The organism is Nocardia neocaledoniensis, from assembly GCF_003182135.1.
GTDB lineage: Bacteria > Actinomycetota > Actinomycetes > Mycobacteriales > Mycobacteriaceae > Nocardia > Nocardia neocaledoniensis.
The window spans coordinates 702,920-724,830 of the sequence record NZ_QGTL01000001.1 but is presented as its reverse complement, the minus strand read 5'-3'; the positions used below and the strand labels follow the sequence as shown (position 1 = coordinate 724,830).

Sequence of the window (21,911 nt, the reverse complement as noted above, 5' to 3'; positions counted from 1 at the left end):
GGTCGAGCGAATTCTGAGGCCGGAACTCGGACGGTCAGCCGGTCAACCGATCGAGTACGACACCCCCGACGGCGATGAGTGCCATCACGGCCACCGCCGTCGTCGTGATCGCCACAAGCCGCGCACCCGCCGTCACCCGCCCCTGATGCAGCGAACGACCGCGCGACCACCCGAGCAGACTCAGAAGCAGCGCGGCCGCGGCAGCGACCAGCGGAAGCGCCAGCGTCGGCCAGCCGTCTGCTGTCACTTCATGCGCGAACAGGAGCGCACAGCCCGCCGCCCCGAGCGACGTCCGCCGCCAAGCCAGCGCCGTGCGCTCCGAAGCCAGGGTCGGCGCTGTCACGACAGCACCACCGCACGAGCGCAGGGGACGCCACGTCGCAGAGATGCACGACGGTCAGCCTGCCGTCGGAGGTGACATCGCGGGTGGATATGAGCGCACGATCCGCCGCCTCGATGCCGTGCTCGCGCACCATCGCGAGCGCGGTCGCGTCCGCCGCCGGCCGAATTGTCGGCGATGTGCACCGCCGCGCGGGCACCGTGCGTTCCGAGTCCGGCGTCGGCGGCACGGTCACGACAACGCCACCGGGCCCTCGGGGAGCACAGCGACTCGTGGTCGGGAGCTCGTCGCGCGTGAGCGACCTCCGGCCGCCGCATCCATCCCCCAGGCCAGGTCCCCGGAGACCCGAGCGCATCGGTCGGCCATCCGTCGCCGGCCACCGCGTAGGCGGGGACGAGTGTGCGACCCGGCATGTCGAGCGAGGTATCTCGCCATGCCGGCGCTGTACCGGCCGCGGCCGCCGGAGTCTGCGCGGTCATGACAGCAGCACCGCCAGGCAGGCGAGGACCGCCACGACCGCCACGCCGACGGACAGCACGGGCACCAGGATCGTCCCCGGTAACGGCGCGCCTCCGCGCATGGCGACGTTCACCCGCTGCCAGTGCCGAAATGCCCCCAGCGCCACCGCGAACGACATGATCAAGCAGCTGACGGCGATGATTCCGCCGAAACCCGCGAGCCGGAGTGGCTGCACCAGCGTGTGCACCGCGACGCCACCCGCCAGCAGACCCAGGGCGGTCCGGATCCATGCCAGGAACGTCCGCTCGTTGGCGAGCGTGAACCGGTAGTCGACCTCCCCTTCCCCGTCCTCGGACTCGCCCCCGACCTCGGGCAACACCATCACCACCACCTCCGAAGGTCCATCTTGCCGCCCGCCGGCCCTGCCGAGCCGCAACCGCGCCGACCCGCGCGCGGTGCCGACCGGTCCGGAATCGATCGCAGCCCGAGTGGTGGTGTGCGCTCAACTCGGGCGAGATGTCGGCCTCGGATGATCGACGGGAGAAGGCGAACCCGCGGTCTCGTCAGTGCGATGCGGCTGGTTGTCGATCTCGCGACGTGCTCGCGCCCGAAGGTCGAAAGTATTGCAGCACATCATTTTCCGATTGTGACGATGCGATTCTCGGTAGCGGTCCGGCCAGGCAGCGCGATGGCGAGATCGGTCGCCGGCTCTGCCGCGCCGATGGCGCCGACTTCGCGATGCCGGTCGCTGTCGACGACGGCGACCGACAACAGCGACCTGACCGACGTCGCCACGGGCAGTCGGCGGAGTCCTCGAGTCCGGTCCAGCGCTGCCCCTGCCGGGTGACCAGCCACCGTCCCGCGCGGCGACGGCGTTCTTGCGCAGCTGCTCGACTGGTATGTCTGCGAGCGGCACACCGGATGCCCGCGGCCGGGTGACCCGGCCGCCGCACGACGGAGTACAGGTGAGGCGGCGGACCTGTTGGGCTGACGGAGCCGCCTGCCGAAACAGAGGAACCCACGCCGCTGGGCAATCCGTAGGTGATCCTGCCGATCGGTTCAGTGACTGTTGGGCAGCGTCTTCAAGTAGCGGTGGGCGAACCAGCGCTGGAACCCACGGGGGATCGGTCCGCCGAGCCGGGTGTACCACGCGCCGGGGCGCGAGAACGCGGTGACCAGGCCGTGGACGGACTCGTCGGTGGGGTCGTATTCGACGGCGAACAGTTCCTCGCCGATCTCCGGGTGGCCGGGCAGCGTGCCGTAGGCGAACCCACGACGGTTCGGCTCGTGTAGCACATAGACGATGCGGCAGGGGGCGGTGATCCCGATCGGGCCGATGCCGAGCCGCACCGTCAATGCCGTACCCGCTTCGGCGGTTTCGGTGTCGGCATGCTGGAAGATGCCGACTCCCTTCTGCATTCCGAAGTCGAAGATGTGCGCCGCCGCCCGTTCGAACAGGTCCCGGCCGTGGCCGATCAACCGCCGATGCCGGAGCTGTTGATATCCGGCCGGGAAGGACGTGCGCGTCGCGCCCACGTCGGGATAGGTGAACGGCACTCCGTTGTCGGCCATGGTCCGATTGTCGCCTCGGCGCCGCCGACGACGCCACCAACTCGTGCGAGCGCTTCGTCACGTCACCCGGCCCGGTTCCACGGCGTTCCGATCTTGCCCGCCGTGCGGACGGCTGTCTCCCGCGCCGCACGCGTGGTTCCTGCGGCGCTCCCCTGCGTCTCGCCCCGGCCGAGTGTGAGCGGTTCACAGAGTGGTGGCCAGCGTGTTCAGGTAGCGGTGGGCGAACCAGCGTTGGACGAGGCGGACCAGCGGCTGCCCCAGGCCCACGTACCAGGTGCCCGGCCGCGAGAACGCGGTGATCAGGCCGTACACCGTGTCATCGGTCGGGTCGAATTCGACGGCGAACAATTCCTCGCCGATCAGCGGATGGCCGGGCAGTGTGCCGTAGGCGAATCCGCGTCGGTGCGGTTCGTCGAGGACATAGACGACGCGGCAGGGGGCGGTGACGCCGATCGGCCCGAATCCGATCCGCACCGTCAACTCCGTACCGGCCTGCGCCTTTTCGCTGTCGGCGCCGCGGAAGGCGCCGACATCGCGCTGGATGCCGAACGCGAGGACGTGCTCGGCACTCCGGTCGAAGAGGTCGCGGCCGCGGCCGATCGCGCGCCGAAGCCGGAACACGTGGTAGCCCGTGGGCATCTGCGCGCGGGTGGCACCTGTTTCCGAGTAGGTGAAGGGTGCTGAGGACGCTGCCATGTCCCGATTGTGGTCCCGGTACCGCGGCTTCGGACGAGCAGTGCCTCAGGTCACCATCGGTTTCAACCGCACCGGCACCTCGTGCAGCAGGCCGAGCGGGTCGACGTACTCGCGTCTGCCGTGCTCGGACGCTTCCCGGCGCGCGCCCCAGTGCAGGCAGGCGGCGGCCGGACACCCCTCGTGCCCGGCCACCAGCGTGCCGATCGGAGTTCCCCTGGTGACCCGCGCGCCGACCGAGACCTGGGGCTCGACCGGCTCGTACGTGGTCCTGAGTCCGCCCGCGTGATCGATCGACACCACTGATTTGTCCGCCACGACGCCGGCGAACACCACGATGCCGTCGCCGGCCGCCAGTACCGCCTGGCCTGCGGAACCCGCCAGATCCACGCCGCGATGTCCCGGCAGCCAGTTCCGTTCCGGCTTGTCGAACCGTCGCTCCACGGTCGGCCGCGGCCGCAGCGGCCACCCGAACGCTCCCGGTTCCGCCGCCTCGGCGACGGCCGTCCCGGCGAGCAGAACCAGGACCAGCGCCAGCATCGCGACAGCGGCGCGCACCAGCGCCACCACCGTTCGGCCGCTGCCCGAGGAAGAAGTCTGGGCCACCACGCTCCTGAAGCGCCGGCCGCTGGCCCACGCCGTTGATGGCGGGCGGCCAGGGCGGCGGCGGGGATCGAGCGGCTGACCGCCGGCGGTGCCGCAGCGGTGATGACCGCGCCGCGAGCGGCGGCGCCGGTGCTTGCCCATGCCTGGACTCAGCGGTGCGGGCGCGGTGTCGGTACACGCTGCGGCGTGGCCAGCGCGCGCACCAGGTCACGCAGCACCGCGGGCAACCCCGCCGCCGAGCCGGTACCACCGCCGCGCACGACGATCTCGACCTCGACCGGTGCGGCCTCGCCGCGTGCCGAGGCGGGCGGCGCGGTGGCCAGGTCGTGGACGGTGATCCGGACCGGCACGGGTCGCGGTGTCGGCTTCGGCGTGGGAGCCGTCGTCGACGGACCACCGGAACAGATCGGTGCGTGTCGTGGACGCTCGACGGGGCCGGGGACCGCCTCCGATGGGGTGCCGGAGCACACCGGTGCAGCGGCAGCCGATTGCGCCGTGGCGGGCGCAGCCAGCGCTCCCAGAGCGCATACCAGCGAAAACGTCGAGATCAGGGTGCGTGCGAAGATGTTCATGCCCCAACTCTCGACGGCGAACGACCTCGCCGGGCGACGCGTTCGCCGATTGGGGACAACTTCACCGGATGTGGATATCGCGCACTTCACCGCGGCGGACGGCGGGCGATGCGCGGGGGCGATTTCTGCCCTGGCCACGGTCCGCGTAGACTGATCAACGCGGTTTGTGCTCAGCAGCATGTGCACGGCACGGACCGACTTCGCGCGCCACCTGTGCTCGTCCATCCGGTCGTCGCTCGCAACGCAGACGTCCGAGAGGGCTGATCCGCGCGAGTTCTCCAGCGGATGAACAGTGGAATCGTCGGCTGGTCCCGGTTTTCCGATCGGGTCCGGCGGTTTCGGTGGCGCCAGGGCAGTCGATCGCCGATCGACTGCGGCAACCGGCAACGAAAGAGAGATACGGGAGCTATGGCTGTCGTAACCATGAAGCAGCTGCTCGACAGCGGCGCGCACTTCGGGCACCAGACTCGTCGGTGGAACCCGAAGATGAAGCGGTTCATCTTCACCGACCGCAACGGCATCTACATCATCGACCTGCAGCAGACGCTGACCTACATCGACAAGGCCTACGAGTTCGTCAAGGAGACCGTCGCCCACGGTGGCACCGTCCTCTTCGTCGGTACCAAGAAGCAGGCCCAGGAGTCGATCGCGGCCGAGGCGACTCGCGTCGGGATGCCCTACGTCAACCAGCGCTGGCTGGGTGGCATGCTCACCAACTTCTCGACCGTCCACAAGCGCCTGCAGCGCCTGAAGGAGCTCGAGGCCATGGAGCAGACCGGTGGCTTCGAGGGTCGCACCAAGAAGGAAATCCTCATGCTCACGCGTGAGATGACCAAGCTGGACCGCACCCTCGGTGGTATCCGCGACATGGCCAAGGTGCCCTCGGCCATCTGGGTCGTCGACACCAACAAGGAGCACATCGCCGTCGGCGAGGCCCGCAAGCTGAACATCCCGGTCATCGCGATCCTGGACACCAACTGCGATCCCGACCTGGTCGACTACCCGATCCCGGGTAACGACGACGCGATCCGTTCCGCCGCTCTGCTCACCAAGGTCGTCGCCTCCGCGGTGGCCGAGGGCGTGCAGGCCCGCGCCGGCCAGGCTTCCGGCGACGCGAAGCCCGAGGCCGGCGCCGGTGAGCCGCTCGCCGAGTGGGAGCAGGAGCTGCTGGCTCAGGCGACCCCGGCCGCCGAGGCCGCCGTCGAGACGCCCGCCGAGGCCGCGGCCGAGGTCAAGGCCGACCCGGCGCAGCACACCCCGGCCGACTTCTGAGCTGATCGGTAGCTCTACGTTCACCTTGCCGGCCCTTCTGAATTCAGAAGCGGTCGGCAAGGTGGTGTAAACCCCCAAGCACCCCACACACGAGGAGGCTCGCCCCCGATGGCGAACTACACCGCTGCTGACGTGAAGCGGCTCCGCGAGCTCACCGGCTCCGGCATGATGGACTGCAAGAACGCGCTGGCCGAGTCCGACGGCGATTTCGACAAGGCCGTCGAGGTGCTGCGCATCAAGGGCGCCAAGGACGTCGGCAAGCGCGCCGAGCGCGCGACCGCCGAGGGTCTGGTCATCGCCAAGGACGGCGTCATGGTCGAGATCAACTCCGAGACCGACTTCGTCGCCAAGAACGCGGAGTTCCAGGAGCTGGCCGACGCCGTCGTCACCGCGGCCGCCGCCGCCAAGCCCGCCGACCTGGACGCGCTGAAGGCCCTCAAGCTGGCCGACAGCACCGTCGACGAGGCCGTGCAGGCGCTGGCCGCCAAGATCGGCGAGAAGCTGGAACTGCGTCGCGTCGTCTCCTTCGACGGCCCGGTCGCCACCTACCTGCACAAGCGTGCCTCGGACCTGCCGCCCGCCGTCGGCGTGCTGGTCGAGTACGAGGGTGAGGGCGACGCCGCCGCCGAGGCCGCGCGTGCCGCCGGCATGCAGGTCGCCGCGCTCAAGGCCAAGTACCTGACCCGCGAGGAGGTGCCGGCCGACATCGTCGAGAACGAGCGCCGCATCGCCGAGCAGACCGCGCGTGAGGAGGGCAAGCCCGAGGCCGCCCTCCCGAAGATCACCGAGGGCCGCGTCAACGGCTTCTTCAAGGACGTCGTTCTGCTCGAGCAGGCCGCCGTCACCGACTCCAAGAAGACCGTCAAGGCCCTGCTGGAGGATGCCGGCGTCACCGTGAAGCGCTTCGCCCGCTTCGAGGTCGGCCAGGCCTGATCCGGCCCGACGAGAGCCCCTCGGGAGCAGCGCACGTCTGCACCCGAGGGGCTCTCGCCGATTCCCGGCGGCGGCCGAGGGGGTCTTGTGCGGTGAACAGAACCGGATAAGGCAGGATGGATGCCGCTTCGCCTTGCTGTGCGGCCGATTCGCGTGCCCGCAGTTCGACCGATCTCGACCTCGCCGAAGGAGACGACCACCCATGACCGACCCGGGTAACGACCGCCCTGGATACCGCCGGGTGCTGCTCAAACTGGGTGGGGAGATGTTCGGCGGCGGTGGGGTCGGCCTCGATCCCGATGTCGTGCAGACCGTGGCCGAGCAGATCGCCGAGATCGTCGAGACCGGCGTGCAGGTGGCCGTGGTGATCGGCGGCGGCAACTTCTTCCGCGGCGCCGAGCTCGAGGAGCGCGGCATGGAACGCGCCCGCTCCGACTACATGGGCATGCTCGGCACCGTCATGAACAGCCTTGCGCTGCAGGACTTCCTGCAGAAGCAGGGGGTCGACACGCGCGTGCAGACCGCCATCACGATGGGCCAGGTCGCCGAGCCGTACCTCCCGCTGCGCGCCAAGCGGCACCTCGAGAAGGGCCGCGTCGTGATCTTCGGCGCCGGTATGGGCATGCCGTACTTCTCCACCGACACCACGGCCGCCCAGCGCGCGCTCGAGATCGGCGCCGACGTGGTGCTGATGGCCAAGGCGGTCGACGGCGTGTTCGACGCCGACCCCCGCGTGGAGAAGAACGCGAGCATGTACACCGAGATCACGTACAAGGAAGTGCTCGAAAAGGGCCTGAAGGTGGCCGATGCCACGTGCTTCAGTCTCTGCATGGACAACCAGATGCCGATTCTGGTGTTCAATTTGCTGACCAAGGGCAACATTGCCCGGGCGGTCGCCGGTGAACACATCGGCACCCTGGTTCGGTCCTGATCCCGTCCCGCGACAGGACGACGATGACGACGCTGTGGAGGAATCGGTCGTGATTGATGAAGCGCTCTTCGATGCCGAGGAGAAGATGGAGAAGGCCGTCTCGGTGGCGAAGGACGATCTGGGAACCATTCGGACCGGCCGCGCCAACCCCGGCATGTTCTCGCGCGTGGTGGTCGACTACTACGGCTCGCCGACGCCGATCACGCAGATGGCGAGCATCACCGTGCCCGAGCCGCGCATGGTGGTGATCAAGCCCTACGAGCAGAGCCAGCTCGGCCCGATCGAGAACGCGATCCGCAACTCCGACCTGGGCGTGAACCCCACGAACAACGGTGACATCCTGCGGATCACGGTGCCGCAGCTCACCGAGGAACGCCGCCGCGAGATGGTCAAGATGGCCAAGGGCAAGGGCGAGGACGCCAAGGTCTCGATCCGCAACGTCCGCCGCAAGGCGATGGACGAACTCGGCCGGATCCAGAAAGATGGCGAGGCGGGTGAGGACGAGGTCGGGCGCGCCGAGAAGGAGCTCGACAAGACCACCGCCAAGTACGTGGGCCAGATCGATGAGCTGGTCAAGCACAAGGAAGCCGAACTGCTCGAGGTCTGAGCGCAGATCTCGCCAGTCCCGCTCGTGCGGGGGATGAACGGAACGACGAGTTGAGCGACGGGACAATCGTGGCCGAAGACGCCGCCGCCACGGGAGCGGCACCGGAGCCGATGCCGGATCAGGTCGACCCGACCGACGCGGCGACGCCGACACCACAGGTCGACGAGCCTGCCGAACCGCAGGCGCCGGCGTCGCGGGCGGGCCGCAACCTGCCCGCGGCGCTGGCGGTCGGCCTCGGCCTCGGGCTCTCGCTCATCGCGATCCTGCTGTTCGTCCCCAAGGTCTTCATCGGCGTGGCGGGTGCCGCGGTCGGTGTGGCGACCTGGGAGGTCGCCAAGCGGCTGCGTGAGGCCGATGTGCTGGTGCCGCGGATCCCGCTGCTGGTGGGCGGTCAGGCGGTGTTCTGGCTCGGCTGGCCGTGGGGTGCGCGCGGGGTGGTCGGCGCGTTCGCCGCGACGGCACTGGTCTGCATGGTGTGGCGGCTGTTCGATCACGGCCTCAACACCGCGCCGAAGAACTTCCTGCGCGACACCTCGATCGCGCTGTTCACCCTCACCTGGATCCCGCTGCTCGCGGCGTTCTCCACGCTGCTGCTGCTCGAGCCCGACGGCAACCTGCGGGTGCTGACGTTCATGATCCTGGTGGTGTGCTCCGACGTCGGCGGCTATGTCGCCGGGGTGCTGTTCGGCAGGCATCCGATGGTGCCCGCGATCAGCCCGAAGAAGTCGTGGGAGGGATTCTGCGGTTCGCTGGTGTTCAGCGTGATCGGCGGTCTGCTGACCGTCACCCTGCTGCTCGAGGCGAACTCGATGATCGGTGTGGTGCTCGGTGTCGGCCTGGTGGTCGTGGCGACCTGCGGCGACCTGATCGAGTCCCAGATCAAGCGGGAGCTCGGCATCAAGGACATGGGCACGATGCTGCCCGGCCACGGCGGCATCATGGACCGGCTCGACTCGATGCTGCCCTCGGCCTTCGTGTCCTGGCTCGTGCTCAGCGCCCTGCTGTAAGCTCAGGGCTTCTTGGCGGCGTGGCGCAGCTGCAGGATCCGGACGCCGCCGACCAGGCCCATCACCAGCGCCCCCGCGATCACCGACAGCAGCACCGTGATGCCGAGCGGCAGCGAGAAATCCCAGAAGAACAGGGTGACCTTCGCCTGGTCCAGGTTCTGGATGATGAACACCAGCAGGACGATGCCGATGATCGCCGCCGCGAGCAGCCCGGTCCAGGTGTAGCCGGTCCGCGATCCGTGGACGCCCTTCGGCGTGACGCGCTTGACCGGGACCTGCTCGTCCCTGCGATGCTTGGCCGGTGGCTCGGCTTTCGGCGTCGTCGGCTCGTGCGCCGCGGCTGACGCACCGGATTCTGCGTTGGTGGACATGGTTCGATCATCGCCGACGGCTATCACCGGTGCACGCATCTTCTCGATAACGGCGTTCGGCGTGGCGGCCCGGCCATCGGGCGCCCGTCGCCGTTTGGGACAATGGTGAAATTATGGCCACCTCCCTGCCCCTCGTGTTCGATGCCCCGCGTCGCGGTATGCCGCCGCGCCACCTCGCCGATCTGGACGCGGACGAGCGCAAGGTCGCGGTGCAGGAGCTCGGCCTGCCCAAGTTCCGCGCCGACCAGCTGGCCCGCCAGTACTACGGCCGCCTGCAGGCCGATGCCGCGCAGATGACCGATCTGCCCGCCGACGTGCGCGAGAAGGTCGGTGCGACGCTGTTCCCACCGCTGCTGTCGGTGGTCCGCCACCTGGCCTGCGACGAGGGCGACACCCGCAAGACGCTGTGGCGCGCCCACGACGGCACGCTGTTGGAGAGCGTGCTCATGCGCTACCCCGACCGCAACACCCTGTGCATCTCCAGCCAGGCGGGCTGCGGCATGGCGTGCCCGTTCTGTGCGACCGGTCAGGCCGGTCTGAACCGCAATCTGTCGACGGCCGAGATCGTCGACCAGGTGCGGGCGGCCGCCGCGGCGCTGCGCGACGGTGAGGTGCACGGCGGCCCCGGCCGGCTGTCCAACATCGTCTTCATGGGCATGGGGGAGCCGCTGGCCAACTACAAGCGGGTGGTCAACGCGGTCCGGCGGATCACCTCGCCCGCGCCGGACGGTCTCGGCATCTCGCAGCGCTCGGTGACGGTCTCGACCGTCGGCCTCGCGCCCGCGATCCGCAAGCTGGCCGACGAGGACATGTCGGTGCGCTTGGCCGTCTCGCTGCACACGCCCGACGACGAACTGCGCGACACTCTGGTGCCGGTGAACAACCGCTGGTCGATCGCCGAGGTGCTCGACGCCGCGCGGTATTACGCGGACAAGTCGGGGCGGCGCGTCTCGATCGAGTACGCGCTGATCCGCGACGTCAACGACCAGCCGTGGCGGGCGGACATGCTCGGCAAGAAGCTGCACAAGGCTTTGGGTCCGTTGGTGCACGTGAACCTGATCCCGCTCAACCCGACCCCGGGCAGCGAGTGGGACGCCAGCCCGAAGCCGGTCGAGCGTGAGTTCGTCCGCCGCGTGATCGCCCAGGGCGTCTCGTGCACGGTGCGCGACACCCGCGGCCAGGAGATCGCCGCGGCCTGTGGTCAGCTGGCGGCCGAGGGCTGAGTCGAACAGCCGCCCAGGGGATCAGTGGCTGGCGGTGACGGGCAACCGTGACAGCGCGGCCGCGGTGGCGGCGATCACGCCGACGGGCGTGTCGACGAAACCGTCGATCATGACCAGCGATGACAGGTAGGTCTTCCTGTTCATCCGGCACAGCCGCGCTTCCCAGGCGGGGAGCTGCCGCAGGTAGTGCTCGTCGTCGTGAAGGATGAACGCGATGACCTGACGCTGGTCGCTCGCCGTCGCGCGCAGCGGGAAAACCCTGATCTCGCGCACCGATTCCCATGCCACCTGGGCGCGGCGATGTGGGTAGTGCAGTCCGTGCGCGTCGAGGATTATGCCTCGATCGGTCGTCGTCCCGGTCAGCAGATAGCCCGTGTAGGCGAGCACCGGCACCGCGGCCAGCCCGGCGCCGACGGCCAACCACGGCATCGACCACACCGCGCCGGCGATCAGCAAGGCGACGATCACGATCAGGTAGGGCGCCATCATTCTCAGCGCGCCTGCCCGGGAGACTCTGATCGCCAACGCCTCGGACGACGTGCCCGGCACGGGTTCTCGCGGAGTTCCGTGACTGACGTTGAGTATCCGGGTCAGCGCGAGTTTGCGGCGGGCGGCCAGGACCACGTAACCGACGGCCGCGAGCACGAGAAAGGGTGCGAGGTCGGAGACGGACCAACCGGTGACGGAGCGAGTCGCCGCCAGTCCGATGCCTCCGATCACCCCGAGCGGCACCGCGTACACGACCTGGCGGGCGATCGGGGCTCTGAGTTCGCCTTCCGCATAGGCTCGCGCGATCCGATCGACCTCGGGATCGGTGGCGGGTTCGCCGCGCAGCAGTGACCTTCTGGTGGCGGCGTCCAGCTCGCGCCAAGTGTTCATGAACTCCCTCTTCCAGCGGAGGAACCCTACCTGCTGCCGACGGCACGTGCCGGTCGAGGACCTGATTCGGTGCGGCCGTCAGGTGATGATGCTGGGGGTGGCGAAGTCGTCGTAGGGGAGTGGGCCGTCGACGAAGGCGTTGACGGTCATCGATCGGAGGGTGATGTCGCCGCCGTGGTTGTCCAGGAAGGCGATGTCGGCGGCGTCGCGGCCGGTGGCGATGCGGACCAGGCTCGAGCGGGGCGCGAGGCAGGTCGGGTCGAGGGTGAGCCAAGCGCCGCCGACCCAGGCCTCGGCCACCGCGTGGAAATCCATCGGCACGCACCCGGGTGCGTAGACCGCGGCCACCCGGGCTGGCACGCCGACCGCGCGCAGCAGCGCCACCACCAGGTGGGAGAAGTCGCGGCAGACGCCGGTGCCCGACAGCAGGGTCTCCACCGCGCCGTCGATCGGCGCGCTGCTGCCCGCCACGTATGAGATCCGCCTGCCCACCCAGGCCGCCACCCGGGCGGCGACATCCGGATCGACGATGCCGTAACCGAATTCGGCGGCGGCGAAGCCGAGCAGCTTGTCGGACTCGGCGTAGCGGCTGGGACGGCGATACAGGGCCACGTCGTAGTCGCTGGCCACGTCGGGGACGGCGGTGCCGAACACGGTCGCCTGATAGTCCAGGCGCAGGGTGCCCGCGCCGACCTCGAGGACGTGCAGCCGGGAGTGATGCGGACCGATCAGCTCGCGCGGGACGAGGAGCTCGCCGTCGAGCACGCAGGTCAGGGATTCGACCAGGTCGATGCCCGGTTGCCGGGCGACGGCGATCTGCCATTGCAGGATCGTGTCGGCGTGCACCGCGATCTCCAGGGCGGCGGAAACGTCACGTTTCACCGCCACAGCCTGACAGGTGAACGCGACCGCGGCGACTCGAACACGCAGCGGGCGCACCTTGCCGCCGAGGCGTTACCCGCGCGGGACCGGAACGAGGCCCGCATCCGAGATCGTTGACTATGGCGCGCGAAACAGCCTCTGTCACAGTCACTCTCGAGCTCGAAGCGGGCAATGCCTCGCTCATGATCCTCGGCAAGATGCTCGGCCCCACCGGTGTCCCGCCGTTCGAGGTCAAACGCCGCTACGACGCGGCGACGGCCGATCGGCGCGGGGAGATCATCCCCGCGGTCATCACCATCGATGCCCGCAAACGCTGGACCATGCGGCTCAAGACCCCGCCGACGGCATCGCTGATCCGCACGGCGCTCGGCACCGGCGGGTCACCGCAGCCCGGGCACAAGCGGGTCGGCGCGCTCTCCCGAGAACAATTGCGCCGCATTGCCCTTCGCAAACTCCCCGACCTCAACACCACCGATGTGGAGGCGGCGATGCGGATCGTCGCAGGCACCGCTCGATCGATGGGCGTCCGCATCGAGGAGTGACGGTCGGGTCGGCCGCGCTAAGTTGGTGACTGCCGAGTCGACGGGCATCCGTCCTCGGCCCGGCACCGATCGGCGAGAACAACGGGGGAGACATGCTTGCGACGGGGGACGTCTTCGCCGGCTACGCGATCGAACGGCAACTGGGGCGCGGCGGGATGGGCTCGGTGTACCTGGCCAGGCATCCCCGGCTGCCGCGCCAGATCGCCCTCAAACTGCTGAACCCGGAGCTGTTCTCGGACAACGAGATCCGCGCCCGCTTCGAGCGCGAGGCGGATCTCGCGGCCCGCCTGGAGCACCCGAACATCGTCACGGTGTACGACCGCGGTGTCGACGACGGTCGTCTGTGGATCAGCATGCAGTTCGTCGACGGGGTGGACGCGGCGGCCATCGACCATCCCGTCCCGGCGGAGCGGGCCCTGCGCATCATCGAGGGCACCGCGGCGGCGCTCGACCACGCGCACGGCAACGGCGTCCTGCATCGGGACGTGAAGCCCGCCAACATCCTCCTCACGGGCACCGACGGCCAGGAACGGGTGTTGCTGACCGATTTCGGGATCGCTCGGCCCCGTGACGACGTGCATCACCTGACGCAGACGGGCACCTTCACCGCCACCCTCACTTACGCCTCACCCGAGCAACTCACCGGCGCCTATCTGGACCATCGTGCCGACCAGTACTCCCTGGCCTGCACGCTGTACTCGCTGCTCACTGGGGTCACCCCCTTTGAGGCGACGAATCCGGTCCTGGTGATCCAGGGACATCTGCAGGCACCGCCACCATCGCCGCGCGCTCATCGGCCCGACCTCCCAGTGGCCCTCGACGCGGTGCTCGCGCGCGCCCTGTCGAAGCGGCCGGCTGATCGTTTCGATTCGTGTGCGGAATTCGCCGCCGCCGCGCGATGGGCCTCGAGCCGCAACGATCCAACCGCTGACCGCGCGGACGCACTCCCGCCCACGGCTGCCTCCGTCTCCGGTGCGCGGGCGCGGAGCGGGCTCCCCACGCCGCCCCGGCACCTCACCGCGGCGCCTCGGCCCGCAGTCTCCGGCCGTAAGTCGAGGCGGTTCGCGACGATCGTCGTAGCAGTGGCTGTCTGTGTGACAGCGATCGCCGGCGCGGTGTGGTTCTGGCCGCTCGGGGGCGCACAGGATCCCAAGCCCTACGAGCGCGACATTCCACGCGGTCACCAGGATCTCGCCGCTCTGGTTGCGGCGTTCCCCGGCATGCTGCCCGCAGAAGCCGTCCAAACCAGCTCTGCGGCTGCGGGCGGTCAAACCCGCGACGCGGAGATCCTCCGGGTGGGTCCGGGTCGTGGCACCGACTGCACCGGAATTCCTGGCTGGTTGCCCAGTCCGCGCAGTGAGGGAGCGCTCCGCGCGCTCGATGGCTGGCTGGCACGTTGGCAGTGTCTGAGTCCCGACGACGACGCGTTCGCCTTTCGCTTCTACAGTTTCGAGTCGGCTGCGGCGGCGAAGGCGGCGGTGGACGGCTTCGTGGCCCAGTCGACCGATCGTGGCTCCGTGACTGTCGGTACGCGGCAGGAACGCCGCTTGTTCTATGTCGACCAATACAACGACGAGAAATCGGCCGTTCTCGCTACTTTCACCGGTTCGGATCGCGAGCGATTCGTGCTCTTCGCGTTGCCTATGAAGTACGGCAACAAAGGGCAGAACCAGCCAGGGCTCGACGATCTGGTTACTCGGCTTGCCAAGGCCCCGCTGTGAGAACTGATACGGTCCTCAGCCGGAGGACAGGCGTGATGCGGGGGAAGCGTGGTTTCTGACGGAACGGTCTTCGCCGGGTACACGATCGACCGCCAACTCGGCCGTGGCGGAATGGGATCGGTGTATCTGGCCCGGCACCCGCGCCTGCCGCGGCGGATCGCGCTCAAGCTGCTGAATCCGGAGCTGTTCTCCGACAGCGAGAGTCGTGCGCGGTTCGAGCGTGAGGCGGATCTGGCCGCGCAGTTGGAGCATCCGAACATCGTCACGGTGTACGACCGAGGGATCGACGGTGGGCACCTGTGGATCAGCATGCAGTTCGTCGACGGGGTGGATGCGGCGACCATCGAACATCCGGTCCCCGTCGAGCGGGCTCTGCGCATCATCGAGGGGACCGCGGCCGCGCTCGACCACGCGCACCGCAACGGGGTCCTGCATCGGGATGTGAAACCGGCCAATATCCTGCTCGCCGACAACGACGGCAACGAACGCGTGCTGCTGACCGACTTCGGCATCGCGCGGCCGCGCGACGACGTGCATCACCTGACGCAGACGGGAACCTTCACCGCCACCCTGGCCTACGCCTCGCCCGAGCAGCTCACCGGTACCCACCTGGATCACCGCTCCGATCAGTACTCCCTGGCGTGCACGCTGTACGCGCTGCTCACGGGGACGACGCCGTTCGAGGCGACCAACCCGGTCCTGGTGATCCAGGGCCATCTGCAATCGCCACCGCCCCTGCTGCGGACCCATCGGCCCGACCTCCCCGAGGCTCTGGACGGCGTGCTCGCACGAGCGTTGGCGAAGCGGCCGGCCGATCGGTTCGACTCGTGCGCGGAATTCGCGGCCGCTGCGCGCCGCGCGGTGCAGGCCGGCGTTCGTCCGGGGAACGCCCCACACCCGGTGAGCCCGGCACCGCACCCGGTACCGCCGCGGCATCCCGGATTCGCGTCGCCCGCGCACCGGCCGACACCGGGCCGGTCCACGGGCCGGCACGTCGCCGTGACGGTGGCGGCGGTGATCGTGTGTGCGCTGACGGTGGGTGTTGGAATCTGGGCTTGGCAGGACGAGGACACCTTCGTCGCGGAGATCCTGGGACGGACGCCCGGCCACAAGGAACTCGCCGCACTGAGCGACGCCTACCCCGCGCTGCTGCCCGGCGGATCGGATGACGGCGACGGGTACGAGGGCCGTTCGTGCACGGCCGCGCGGGGATACGAGCGCTACGAACAACAGTGGATGCGCAGATTCGACGGCTTCTCGGCGAAGTGGCATTGCACGATCAGCCCGCTCGACGGCACGCACTACGCCGTCCTCGCCTATCCCACCGCGGAGAAGGCGGCCGAAGTGGTCGGCCGCTTCCTGGCCGAGACCGACGACCGCGGCCAATCGATGAGCGGCACACGGACCGATCGCCTCCGTGCCCGCAAAACGGTCGAAATGGGCATCTACGAGGGCTCGGCGATACTCGCCACCGATTCGGCGCCCGGACGCGAGCGCTGGGTCCTGCTCTTCTACTACGACGCGACCGGTCCCAACCAGGCCACGCTGCGCGACACGATCGAGCCGAAACTGCGTGGTGATGTCGCCCGCTTCCCGTTGACCTGAGCGCAGCGACGGTCCGGTGTTCGACCGGCGCGGCTTTGATAAGGTCCAGCGCGTCGGACGACGAGCGAGATTCGGGGATCTGGGTGGTTTCGGAGGGGGCGGTCTTCGCCGGGTACACGATCGACCGCCAACTCGGCCGTGGCGGGATGGGGTCGGTGTTCCTGGCTCGGCATCCGCGCCTGCCGCGCCGGATCGCGCTCAAGTTGTTGAATCCGGAGTTGTTCTCCGACAACGAGATCCGTGCGCGGTTCGAACGCGAAGCGGATCTGGCCGCGCGGTTGGAGCATCCGAACATCGTGGCGGTGTACGACCGCGGTGTCGAGGACGGTCATCTGTGGATCAGCATGCAGTTCGTCGACGGTGTCGACGCGGCCACCATCGAGCATCCGGTCCCCGCCGAGCGGGCGTTGCGCATCATCGAGGGAACGGCGGCGGCGCTCGATCACGCGCACCGCAACGGGGTGTTGCATCGGGACGTGAAGCCGGCCAACATTCTCCTGGCCGAGGCCGACGGCAAGGAACGGGTTCTGCTGACAGACTTCGGGATCGCGCGCCCCCGGGACGACAGTCATCAGCTGACGCAGACCGGGACCTTCACCGCCACGCTGGCCTATGCCTCGCCCGAGCAGCTCACGGGCGCGCACCTCGATCATCGCTCCGATCAGTATTCCCTGGCGTGCTCCCTGTTCGCCCTGCTCACCGGGGTCGCGCCGTTCGAGGCGACGAATCCGGTGCACGTCATCCAGGGGCATCTGCAGGCACCGCCGCCCTCGCCGCGTGCGCGCCAGCCCGATCTGCCTGCCGAACTGGACGTGGTACTGGCCCGAGCGTTGGCGAAGCGGCCGGCCGACCGGTTCGACTCGTGCGCGGAATTCGCCGCCGCCGCGCGTCGGGCGCTGAGCGGAGCCGGCGCGCAGCCGACGGTGTTCGCGGCACCGTCGATGCCGCAGTTCCCGCAAGTGCCGGGGGCGTATCGGGCGCCCTATCCTCCCGCACCGCAACATTACTCAGCGCACCCGCCGCATGTGGATCCTCGGCGGCCGAATCCGGGACGTCCGGCGCCGCGCAAGGGCGGCCGCCTCGCGCTCGCGCTGGTCATCGCCGTCGTTGTCGTGCTCGGTGCGGCCTACCTGGTCGCGCGGGCGGGCGGCACCTCGCTGCTCGGGCTGACCGAGTCGCAGGCCCGCCGCGACCTCGCCGCGATGTCGTCGGCGTTTCCCCAGCTGCTGCCGCCCGCGGAGCCCGGCAGCAGTTCGTCGTCGAGCTCGTACGCGCAAGGTAACGGCTACGGCGACCGCGCGTGTGATGCCTACGCCGACACGAAGTATCGCGCCGAGGTCATGTGGGAACTGACCTTCCAGGCGGCCGAGGCCAAATGGGCGTGCGAACCCAGCGACGTCACCGCTACGGCGTACTCACTCTACGGTTTTCCCACGGTGGAGTCGGCGAAAGCCGCGATCGCGCAGTTCCAGCGGGAGACCACGAGCGTGGGGAGGGCGACCTCCGGGACACGCACCGACGATCATCGCGCGATGTACTACAACGGCCAGTACTCGATGTCGGTGGTGGTGTCGACCTTCAGCGATCCGGGGCGGGAGCGCTGGGTCCTCGTGTTCAATCACGGGTGGGCGATGTCGACGCTGGACAAGGACATGCCGGTGTTGCTCGCGGACATCGCGTCGTTCCCGCTCGGCTGAGTCGCGCGGGCAATGCCCGCGACGCCGCGAACGCCGTTTTGGTAGGGTCCAGCGCGTCGGACGACGAGCGAGATTCGGGGGTCAGAGTGGTTTCTGACGGGACGGTGTTCGCCGGATACACGATCGACCGGCAGCTGGGCCGTGGCGGGATGGGGTCGGTGTATCTGGCCAGGCACCCGCGGCTGCCGCGGTGGACCGCGCTGAAACTGCTGAATCAGGAGCTGTACTCCGACGCCGAGATCAGGGCCAGATTCGAGCGGGAAGCCGATCTGGTGGCCCAGCTCGACCACCCGAACATCGTGACCGTGTTCGACCGCGGCGTCGAGGACGATCAGCTGTGGATCAGCATGCAGTACATCGACGGCGTCGACGCCTCGGCACTGGACCCGCGAACATTGCCGCCGGACAGGGCCGTGCAGATCATCGGCGAGACGGCCGCCGCGCTGGACTACGCGCACCGGGCCGGCGTGCTGCACCGCGATGTGAAGCCGGGCAACATCCTGCTGGCGCGCTCCAACAGCCAGGAGCGGGTCTACCTCACCGACTTCGGCATCGCCCGGCTCCGCGACGATTCCGGGCACCTGACCGAGACCGGCTCGTTCACGGCCACCCTCGCCTACGCCGCGCCGGAGCAGCTCACCGGCGCCGCCCTCGATCACCGCGCCGACCAGTACTCGCTGGCCTGCACCCTGTATGTGCTGCTGACCGGCACCGCGCCCTACGAGGGGACCAGCCCGGCGGCCGTCATCACCGGTCATCTGCAGGCGCCGCCGCCGCCGATCAGCCCCCGCCGCGGCGGGCTGCCGCCGGTCCTGGACTCGGTGATGGCCCGCGCGCTCGCCAAACGGCCCGCCGACCGGTTCTCCTCGTGCGAGGAATTCGTCGACGCCGTGCGCCGGGCGATGCGCACGCCGACCACCGGCGCCAGGCCGCTCGCCCAGCCCACGTCGGGCGCGCACGTGCAGCCGTTCGTCGGGATGGCGCCGATGCGCCCGGTGAGCGCGCCGGGGATGCCGGTGGCCCCGCGACCTACGCCCGGTCCGCAGCCGATCTATCAGCCACCGCGTCAGCCGGTCCCGCCGCGCCCCGTGACGCCGGCCGCCTGGCAGGCGCCCGCGATGCGTCCCCCGGTTCCACCGCCCGCGCCGTCGAGCAGCGGATGGGGCTCGATCCTCGGCACCCTGCTGATCGTGGCCGCGATCGTGGGGTGTGTGCTCGGCGTGGTGTGGTTGCTGACGAGCCTGTGAGCGGTGCGCGGCGGCGCGCGCAGGGTGCCATATCCTGGTCAGAATGAGCGACTTCGATGTCACCGCCGCCGACTCCATCGACCTCGCGCGGCTGCGTCGCTTCGTCGCCGTCGCCGAGGAACTGCATTTCGCGCGGGCGGCCAAGGGCCTGCGGATCTCCCGGCAGAGTCTGAGCGCGACCGTCATCGAGTTGGAGAAAGAGCTCGGCACAAGGGTTTTCGTGCCTGGCGCGTCGCCGACCCAGCTCACCGAGGACGGCGCCGCACTGCTCACGCACGCCAGGGATTTGATCAGCGCGCGGGAGCAGGCCGAACGCGAGCAGAAGCCGAGCGCGCCGGCGAGCCTGCGGGTCGGGTTCGTGCCGGGCGTGACGGTGACGAAGTGGGCGCGCGTCTGGGGCGAGCGGCTGCCCGATCATCCGCTCGAGGTCGTCGGGATCGCACAGGCCGAACAGGCGGACGCGCTGCGCGAGGGCCGGGTCGACCTGTGCTTCGTCCGGCTGCCGATCGACACGGCCGCGCTGCACACGATCGCGCTGTGGCGCGAGACGCCGGTCGCCGTCGTGCAGAAGGACGACGCGCTCTCGCTGCTGGACACCATCAGCCCGGCCGACCTGGCCGACGAGCGGATCCAGGACGGCGCCGAGATCGACAAGGCCGCCGACACCCTGGCCCTGGTCGCCGCGGTGGGCGGCGCGACGGTCGTGCCGCAGTCGATCGCCCGGCTGCACCACCGGCGCGACCTGGTGTACCGCCCGATCAGCGACACCGAGTTCACCGAGATCGCGCTCGCCTGGCCCGCCGGGGCCGACAACGCGCTGATCGAGGAGTTCGTCGGGATCGTCCGCGGCCGCTCGGCCAACAGTTCGCGCGGGGCGGTGGCCGCCGAACCGGCGCGGCGCGCACCGGCGAAACCGGCGCGCAAGCAGACCGCGCGCAAGCCGGTCGCCAAGCAGCAGGGCAGGGGCAGGAAGCCGAACGCCCGGCGCGGTCGCTGAGACACGAAAACGCCTGCGGCGCCGGGGCGCTCGCAGGCGTGGTCGAGGGGACCGAGGACTACCTCGGAACGCGCTTGGTGAGCGAGTCGACGACCATGATCGCGGCCAGCAGGGCGGCCAGGCCGATGAGGAAGATGTCCTCGACGTGGCCCTGGTGGTTGCCGATGGTCATGCCGAGCAGGGCGACCACGACGATCCAGCCCGCGATGCGGAAGGTCTTGTGCGACTCGCCGCTCCAGCCCCATGCGGCCGAGGGCACCTCGGCGGGGTCGACGCTGGTGGCGACGGCGCGCTCGGTGCTGGCTTTTTCGAGGTCCGTGGCGGCCACGATCGCTCCTTAGGGCTCGAGTTCTGGTTGGGCGAGTGAGCATATCGTGGCATACGACCGTTCGTCGTAGCCAGCAGCCCTGCCACAATGGGCCCGTGTCCCACCCAGCAACGCGTGCCGCACAAGGCCACTCCACGTCCACCGATCGGGTGAAGGTGCTGCTCCTCGGCAGTACCGGGTCGATCGGGACCCAGGCGCTCGAGGTGATCGCCGCCAATCCCGACCGCTTCGAGGTCGTCGGCCTGGCCGCGCGCGGCGGGAACCCCGCCCTGCTCGCCGAGCAGATGGCCGCCACCGGTACCCGCAATGTCGCCGTCGCCGATCCCGCCACCGCGCAGGCGCTCGACCTCGACCTCGGCGGCCCCGACGCCGCGACCGAACTCGTGCGCCGCACCGAGGCCGATGTCGTGCTCAACGCCCTGGTCGGCTCGCTGGGCCTGGAACCCACCCTCGCGACGCTCGCGGCGGGCACCCGGCTGGCGCTGGCCAACAAGGAATCGCTGGTCGCCGGCGGGTCGCTGGTGACCCGCGCGGCCGCGCCGGGCCAGATCGTGCCGGTGGACTCCGAGCACTCCGCGCTCGCGCAGTGCCTGCGCGGCGGGCGGGCCGAGGAGGTCGACCGGCTGATCCTCACCGCCTCGGGCGGCCCGTTCCGCGGCTGGACCACCGAGATGCTCGAGGCGGTGAACCCCGCCGAGGCCAAGACCCATCCGACCTGGTCCATGGGCCCGATGAACACCCTCAACTCGGCCTCGCTGGTGAACAAGGGCCTCGAGCTCATCGAGACGCATCTGCTGTTCGGCGTGCCCTACGACCGCATCGACGTCACCGTGCACCCGCAGTCGATCGTGCACTCGATGGTCACCTTCACCGACGGCTCCACCCTGGCCCAGGCCAGCCCGCCGGACATGAAGCTGCCGATCGCGCTGGCGCTGGGCTGGCCCGACCGCATCGCCGGCGCGGCCGCCGCCTGCGATTTCGGCACGGCCGCCACCTGGACGTTTGAGCCGGTCGACGACAAGGTCTTCCCCGCGGTGCGGCTGGCCAGGCAGGCGGGAGAGGCGGGCGGCAGCGTCACCGCGGTCTACAACGCCGCCAACGAGGTGGCTGTCCAGGCCTTCCTCGACGGCGAGATCACCTTCCCCGCCATCGTGCGCACGGTCACCCAGGCGGTGGAGGCCGCCGATCGCTGGCACGCCGAACCCGATACCCTGGACGACGTCCTCGCGGCCGACCGCTGGGCACGGGAGTACGCCGCGGATGTGATCGCCGGGGCCGCTACGCCCTGACCCGGCGGACACGACGGGACCACCACGTTTTCGGCCGCCTCGCGTCCGAGGAGCGAGACGGAACGCCGAAGGCGCAGTCTCGCGCCTCGGACGCGAGGTCACGAGGCCGAAAACCGCGGCGCCAGCCGCCAAAGACTC

The 21,911-nt window shown here is 69.7% G+C and carries 24 protein-coding genes; 13 read left to right on the top strand and 11 right to left on the bottom strand.

The window, feature by feature from the left end:
* Positions 1 to 34: 34 nt before the first annotated feature.
* From DFR69_RS03360 to DFR69_RS03335, 7 genes are all read right to left on the bottom strand, one after another.
* Complete coding sequence (locus DFR69_RS03360) at positions 35 to 343, bottom strand: DUF202 domain-containing protein (RefSeq protein ID WP_167456135.1); 309 nt, start codon at positions 341 to 343, stop codon at positions 35 to 37.
* Between the two features lie 472 nt (positions 344 to 815).
* Positions 816 to 1,181, bottom strand: coding sequence for a YidH family protein (locus DFR69_RS03355; protein ID WP_110036138.1), 366 nt, complete (start codon positions 1,179 to 1,181; stop codon positions 816 to 818).
* A 251-nt stretch (positions 1,182 to 1,432) separates the two neighbouring features.
* The gene (locus DFR69_RS34315) at positions 1,433 to 1,594 is read right to left on the bottom strand and encodes a hypothetical protein (RefSeq protein ID WP_167456134.1); all 162 of its coding nucleotides are present in this window, start codon (positions 1,592 to 1,594) and stop codon (positions 1,433 to 1,435) included.
* Between the two features lie 264 nt (positions 1,595 to 1,858).
* Positions 1,859 to 2,371, bottom strand: a complete 513-nt coding sequence (locus DFR69_RS03350; RefSeq protein WP_110035868.1) for a DUF1990 family protein — start codon at positions 2,369 to 2,371, stop codon at positions 1,859 to 1,861.
* A 183-nt stretch (positions 2,372 to 2,554) separates the two neighbouring features.
* Entirely contained in the window at positions 2,555 to 3,067 is a 513-nt protein-coding gene (locus DFR69_RS03345) for a DUF1990 family protein (RefSeq protein WP_110035867.1), read from the bottom strand.
* 45 nt (positions 3,068 to 3,112) lie between these two features.
* Positions 3,113 to 3,604: a M23 family metallopeptidase gene (locus DFR69_RS03340; RefSeq protein WP_110036137.1), complete on the bottom strand. Its 492-nt coding sequence runs from the start codon at positions 3,602 to 3,604 to the stop codon at positions 3,113 to 3,115.
* A 215-nt stretch (positions 3,605 to 3,819) separates the two neighbouring features.
* Positions 3,820 to 4,020 (bottom strand): hypothetical protein, encoded by a 201-nt coding sequence (locus DFR69_RS03335; protein ID WP_110035866.1) that lies wholly within the window; start codon positions 4,018 to 4,020, stop codon positions 3,820 to 3,822.
* 630 nt (positions 4,021 to 4,650) lie between these two features.
* On the opposite strand from DFR69_RS03335, the gene rpsB reads away from it, so the two are divergent.
* The 5 genes from rpsB (at position 4,651) to DFR69_RS03310 (ending at position 8,992) form a co-directional block, all read left to right on the top strand.
* On the top strand, positions 4,651 to 5,514 hold the full coding sequence (gene rpsB / locus DFR69_RS03330; protein WP_019048186.1) for a 30S ribosomal protein S2: 864 nt from the start codon (positions 4,651 to 4,653) through the stop codon (positions 5,512 to 5,514).
* A gap of 108 nt (positions 5,515 to 5,622) precedes the next feature.
* Positions 5,623 to 6,447, top strand: coding sequence for a translation elongation factor Ts (tsf, locus tag DFR69_RS03325; RefSeq protein WP_110035865.1), 825 nt, complete (start codon positions 5,623 to 5,625; stop codon positions 6,445 to 6,447).
* A gap of 202 nt (positions 6,448 to 6,649) precedes the next feature.
* Positions 6,650 to 7,378: a UMP kinase gene (pyrH, locus tag DFR69_RS03320; RefSeq protein ID WP_110035864.1), complete on the top strand. Its 729-nt coding sequence runs from the start codon at positions 6,650 to 6,652 to the stop codon at positions 7,376 to 7,378.
* 49 nt (positions 7,379 to 7,427) lie between these two features.
* Complete coding sequence (gene frr, locus DFR69_RS03315; protein ID WP_110036136.1) at positions 7,428 to 7,985, top strand: ribosome recycling factor; 558 nt, start codon at positions 7,428 to 7,430, stop codon at positions 7,983 to 7,985.
* A 110-nt stretch (positions 7,986 to 8,095) separates the two neighbouring features.
* Complete coding sequence (locus DFR69_RS03310; protein WP_110036135.1) at positions 8,096 to 8,992, top strand: phosphatidate cytidylyltransferase; 897 nt, start codon at positions 8,096 to 8,098, stop codon at positions 8,990 to 8,992.
* Positions 8,993 to 8,994: 2 nt separating this feature from the next.
* Here DFR69_RS03310 and DFR69_RS03305 read toward each other — a convergent pair whose 3' ends face one another.
* The gene (locus DFR69_RS03305; protein ID WP_186817456.1) at positions 8,995 to 9,363 is read right to left on the bottom strand and encodes a LapA family protein; all 369 of its coding nucleotides are present in this window, start codon (positions 9,361 to 9,363) and stop codon (positions 8,995 to 8,997) included.
* Between the two features lie 113 nt (positions 9,364 to 9,476).
* On the opposite strand from DFR69_RS03305, the gene rlmN reads away from it, so the two are divergent.
* Positions 9,477 to 10,586, top strand: coding sequence for a dual-specificity RNA methyltransferase RlmN (gene rlmN, locus DFR69_RS03300; RefSeq protein ID WP_110035862.1), 1,110 nt, complete (start codon positions 9,477 to 9,479; stop codon positions 10,584 to 10,586).
* A 21-nt stretch (positions 10,587 to 10,607) separates the two neighbouring features.
* Here the strand turns inward: rlmN and DFR69_RS03295 are convergent, their stop codons facing one another.
* Complete coding sequence (locus DFR69_RS03295) at positions 10,608 to 11,465, bottom strand: hypothetical protein (RefSeq protein WP_110035861.1); 858 nt, start codon at positions 11,463 to 11,465, stop codon at positions 10,608 to 10,610.
* A gap of 78 nt (positions 11,466 to 11,543) precedes the next feature.
* Positions 11,544 to 12,347, bottom strand: coding sequence for a transglutaminase-like domain-containing protein (locus DFR69_RS03290; RefSeq protein ID WP_110036134.1), 804 nt, complete (start codon positions 12,345 to 12,347; stop codon positions 11,544 to 11,546).
* A gap of 119 nt (positions 12,348 to 12,466) precedes the next feature.
* Here DFR69_RS03290 and DFR69_RS03285 point away from each other — a divergent pair, with 119 nt between their 5' ends.
* The 6 genes from DFR69_RS03285 to DFR69_RS03260 all read left to right on the top strand — a co-directional run bounded on the left by DFR69_RS03285 (position 12,467) and on the right by DFR69_RS03260 (position 20,156).
* On the top strand, positions 12,467 to 12,889 hold the full coding sequence (locus DFR69_RS03285) for an uL11 family ribosomal protein (RefSeq protein ID WP_110035860.1): 423 nt from the start codon (positions 12,467 to 12,469) through the stop codon (positions 12,887 to 12,889).
* 92 nt (positions 12,890 to 12,981) lie between these two features.
* Positions 12,982 to 14,610, top strand: coding sequence for a serine/threonine-protein kinase (locus tag DFR69_RS03280; protein WP_110035859.1), 1,629 nt, complete (start codon positions 12,982 to 12,984; stop codon positions 14,608 to 14,610).
* A gap of 48 nt (positions 14,611 to 14,658) precedes the next feature.
* Entirely contained in the window at positions 14,659 to 16,215 is a 1,557-nt protein-coding gene (locus DFR69_RS03275) for a serine/threonine-protein kinase (protein WP_167456133.1), read from the top strand.
* An 83-nt stretch (positions 16,216 to 16,298) separates the two neighbouring features.
* Complete coding sequence (locus tag DFR69_RS03270; protein ID WP_110035857.1) at positions 16,299 to 17,912, top strand: serine/threonine-protein kinase; 1,614 nt, start codon at positions 16,299 to 16,301, stop codon at positions 17,910 to 17,912.
* An 86-nt stretch (positions 17,913 to 17,998) separates the two neighbouring features.
* Positions 17,999 to 19,159, top strand: coding sequence for a serine/threonine-protein kinase (locus DFR69_RS03265; protein WP_186817457.1), 1,161 nt, complete (start codon positions 17,999 to 18,001; stop codon positions 19,157 to 19,159).
* Positions 19,160 to 19,202: 43 nt separating this feature from the next.
* The gene (locus DFR69_RS03260; protein ID WP_110035856.1) at positions 19,203 to 20,156 is read left to right on the top strand and encodes a LysR family transcriptional regulator; all 954 of its coding nucleotides are present in this window, start codon (positions 19,203 to 19,205) and stop codon (positions 20,154 to 20,156) included.
* A 58-nt stretch (positions 20,157 to 20,214) separates the two neighbouring features.
* Here DFR69_RS03260 and DFR69_RS03255 read toward each other — a convergent pair whose 3' ends face one another.
* Positions 20,215 to 20,484 (bottom strand): DUF2631 domain-containing protein, encoded by a 270-nt coding sequence (locus DFR69_RS03255; protein WP_110035855.1) that lies wholly within the window; start codon positions 20,482 to 20,484, stop codon positions 20,215 to 20,217.
* Positions 20,485 to 20,579: 95 nt separating this feature from the next.
* On the opposite strand from DFR69_RS03255, the gene dxr reads away from it, so the two are divergent.
* The gene (gene dxr / locus DFR69_RS03250; protein WP_244198053.1) at positions 20,580 to 21,773 is read left to right on the top strand and encodes a 1-deoxy-D-xylulose-5-phosphate reductoisomerase; all 1,194 of its coding nucleotides are present in this window, start codon (positions 20,580 to 20,582) and stop codon (positions 21,771 to 21,773) included.
* The last annotated feature ends 138 nt before the right edge of the window (positions 21,774 to 21,911 follow it).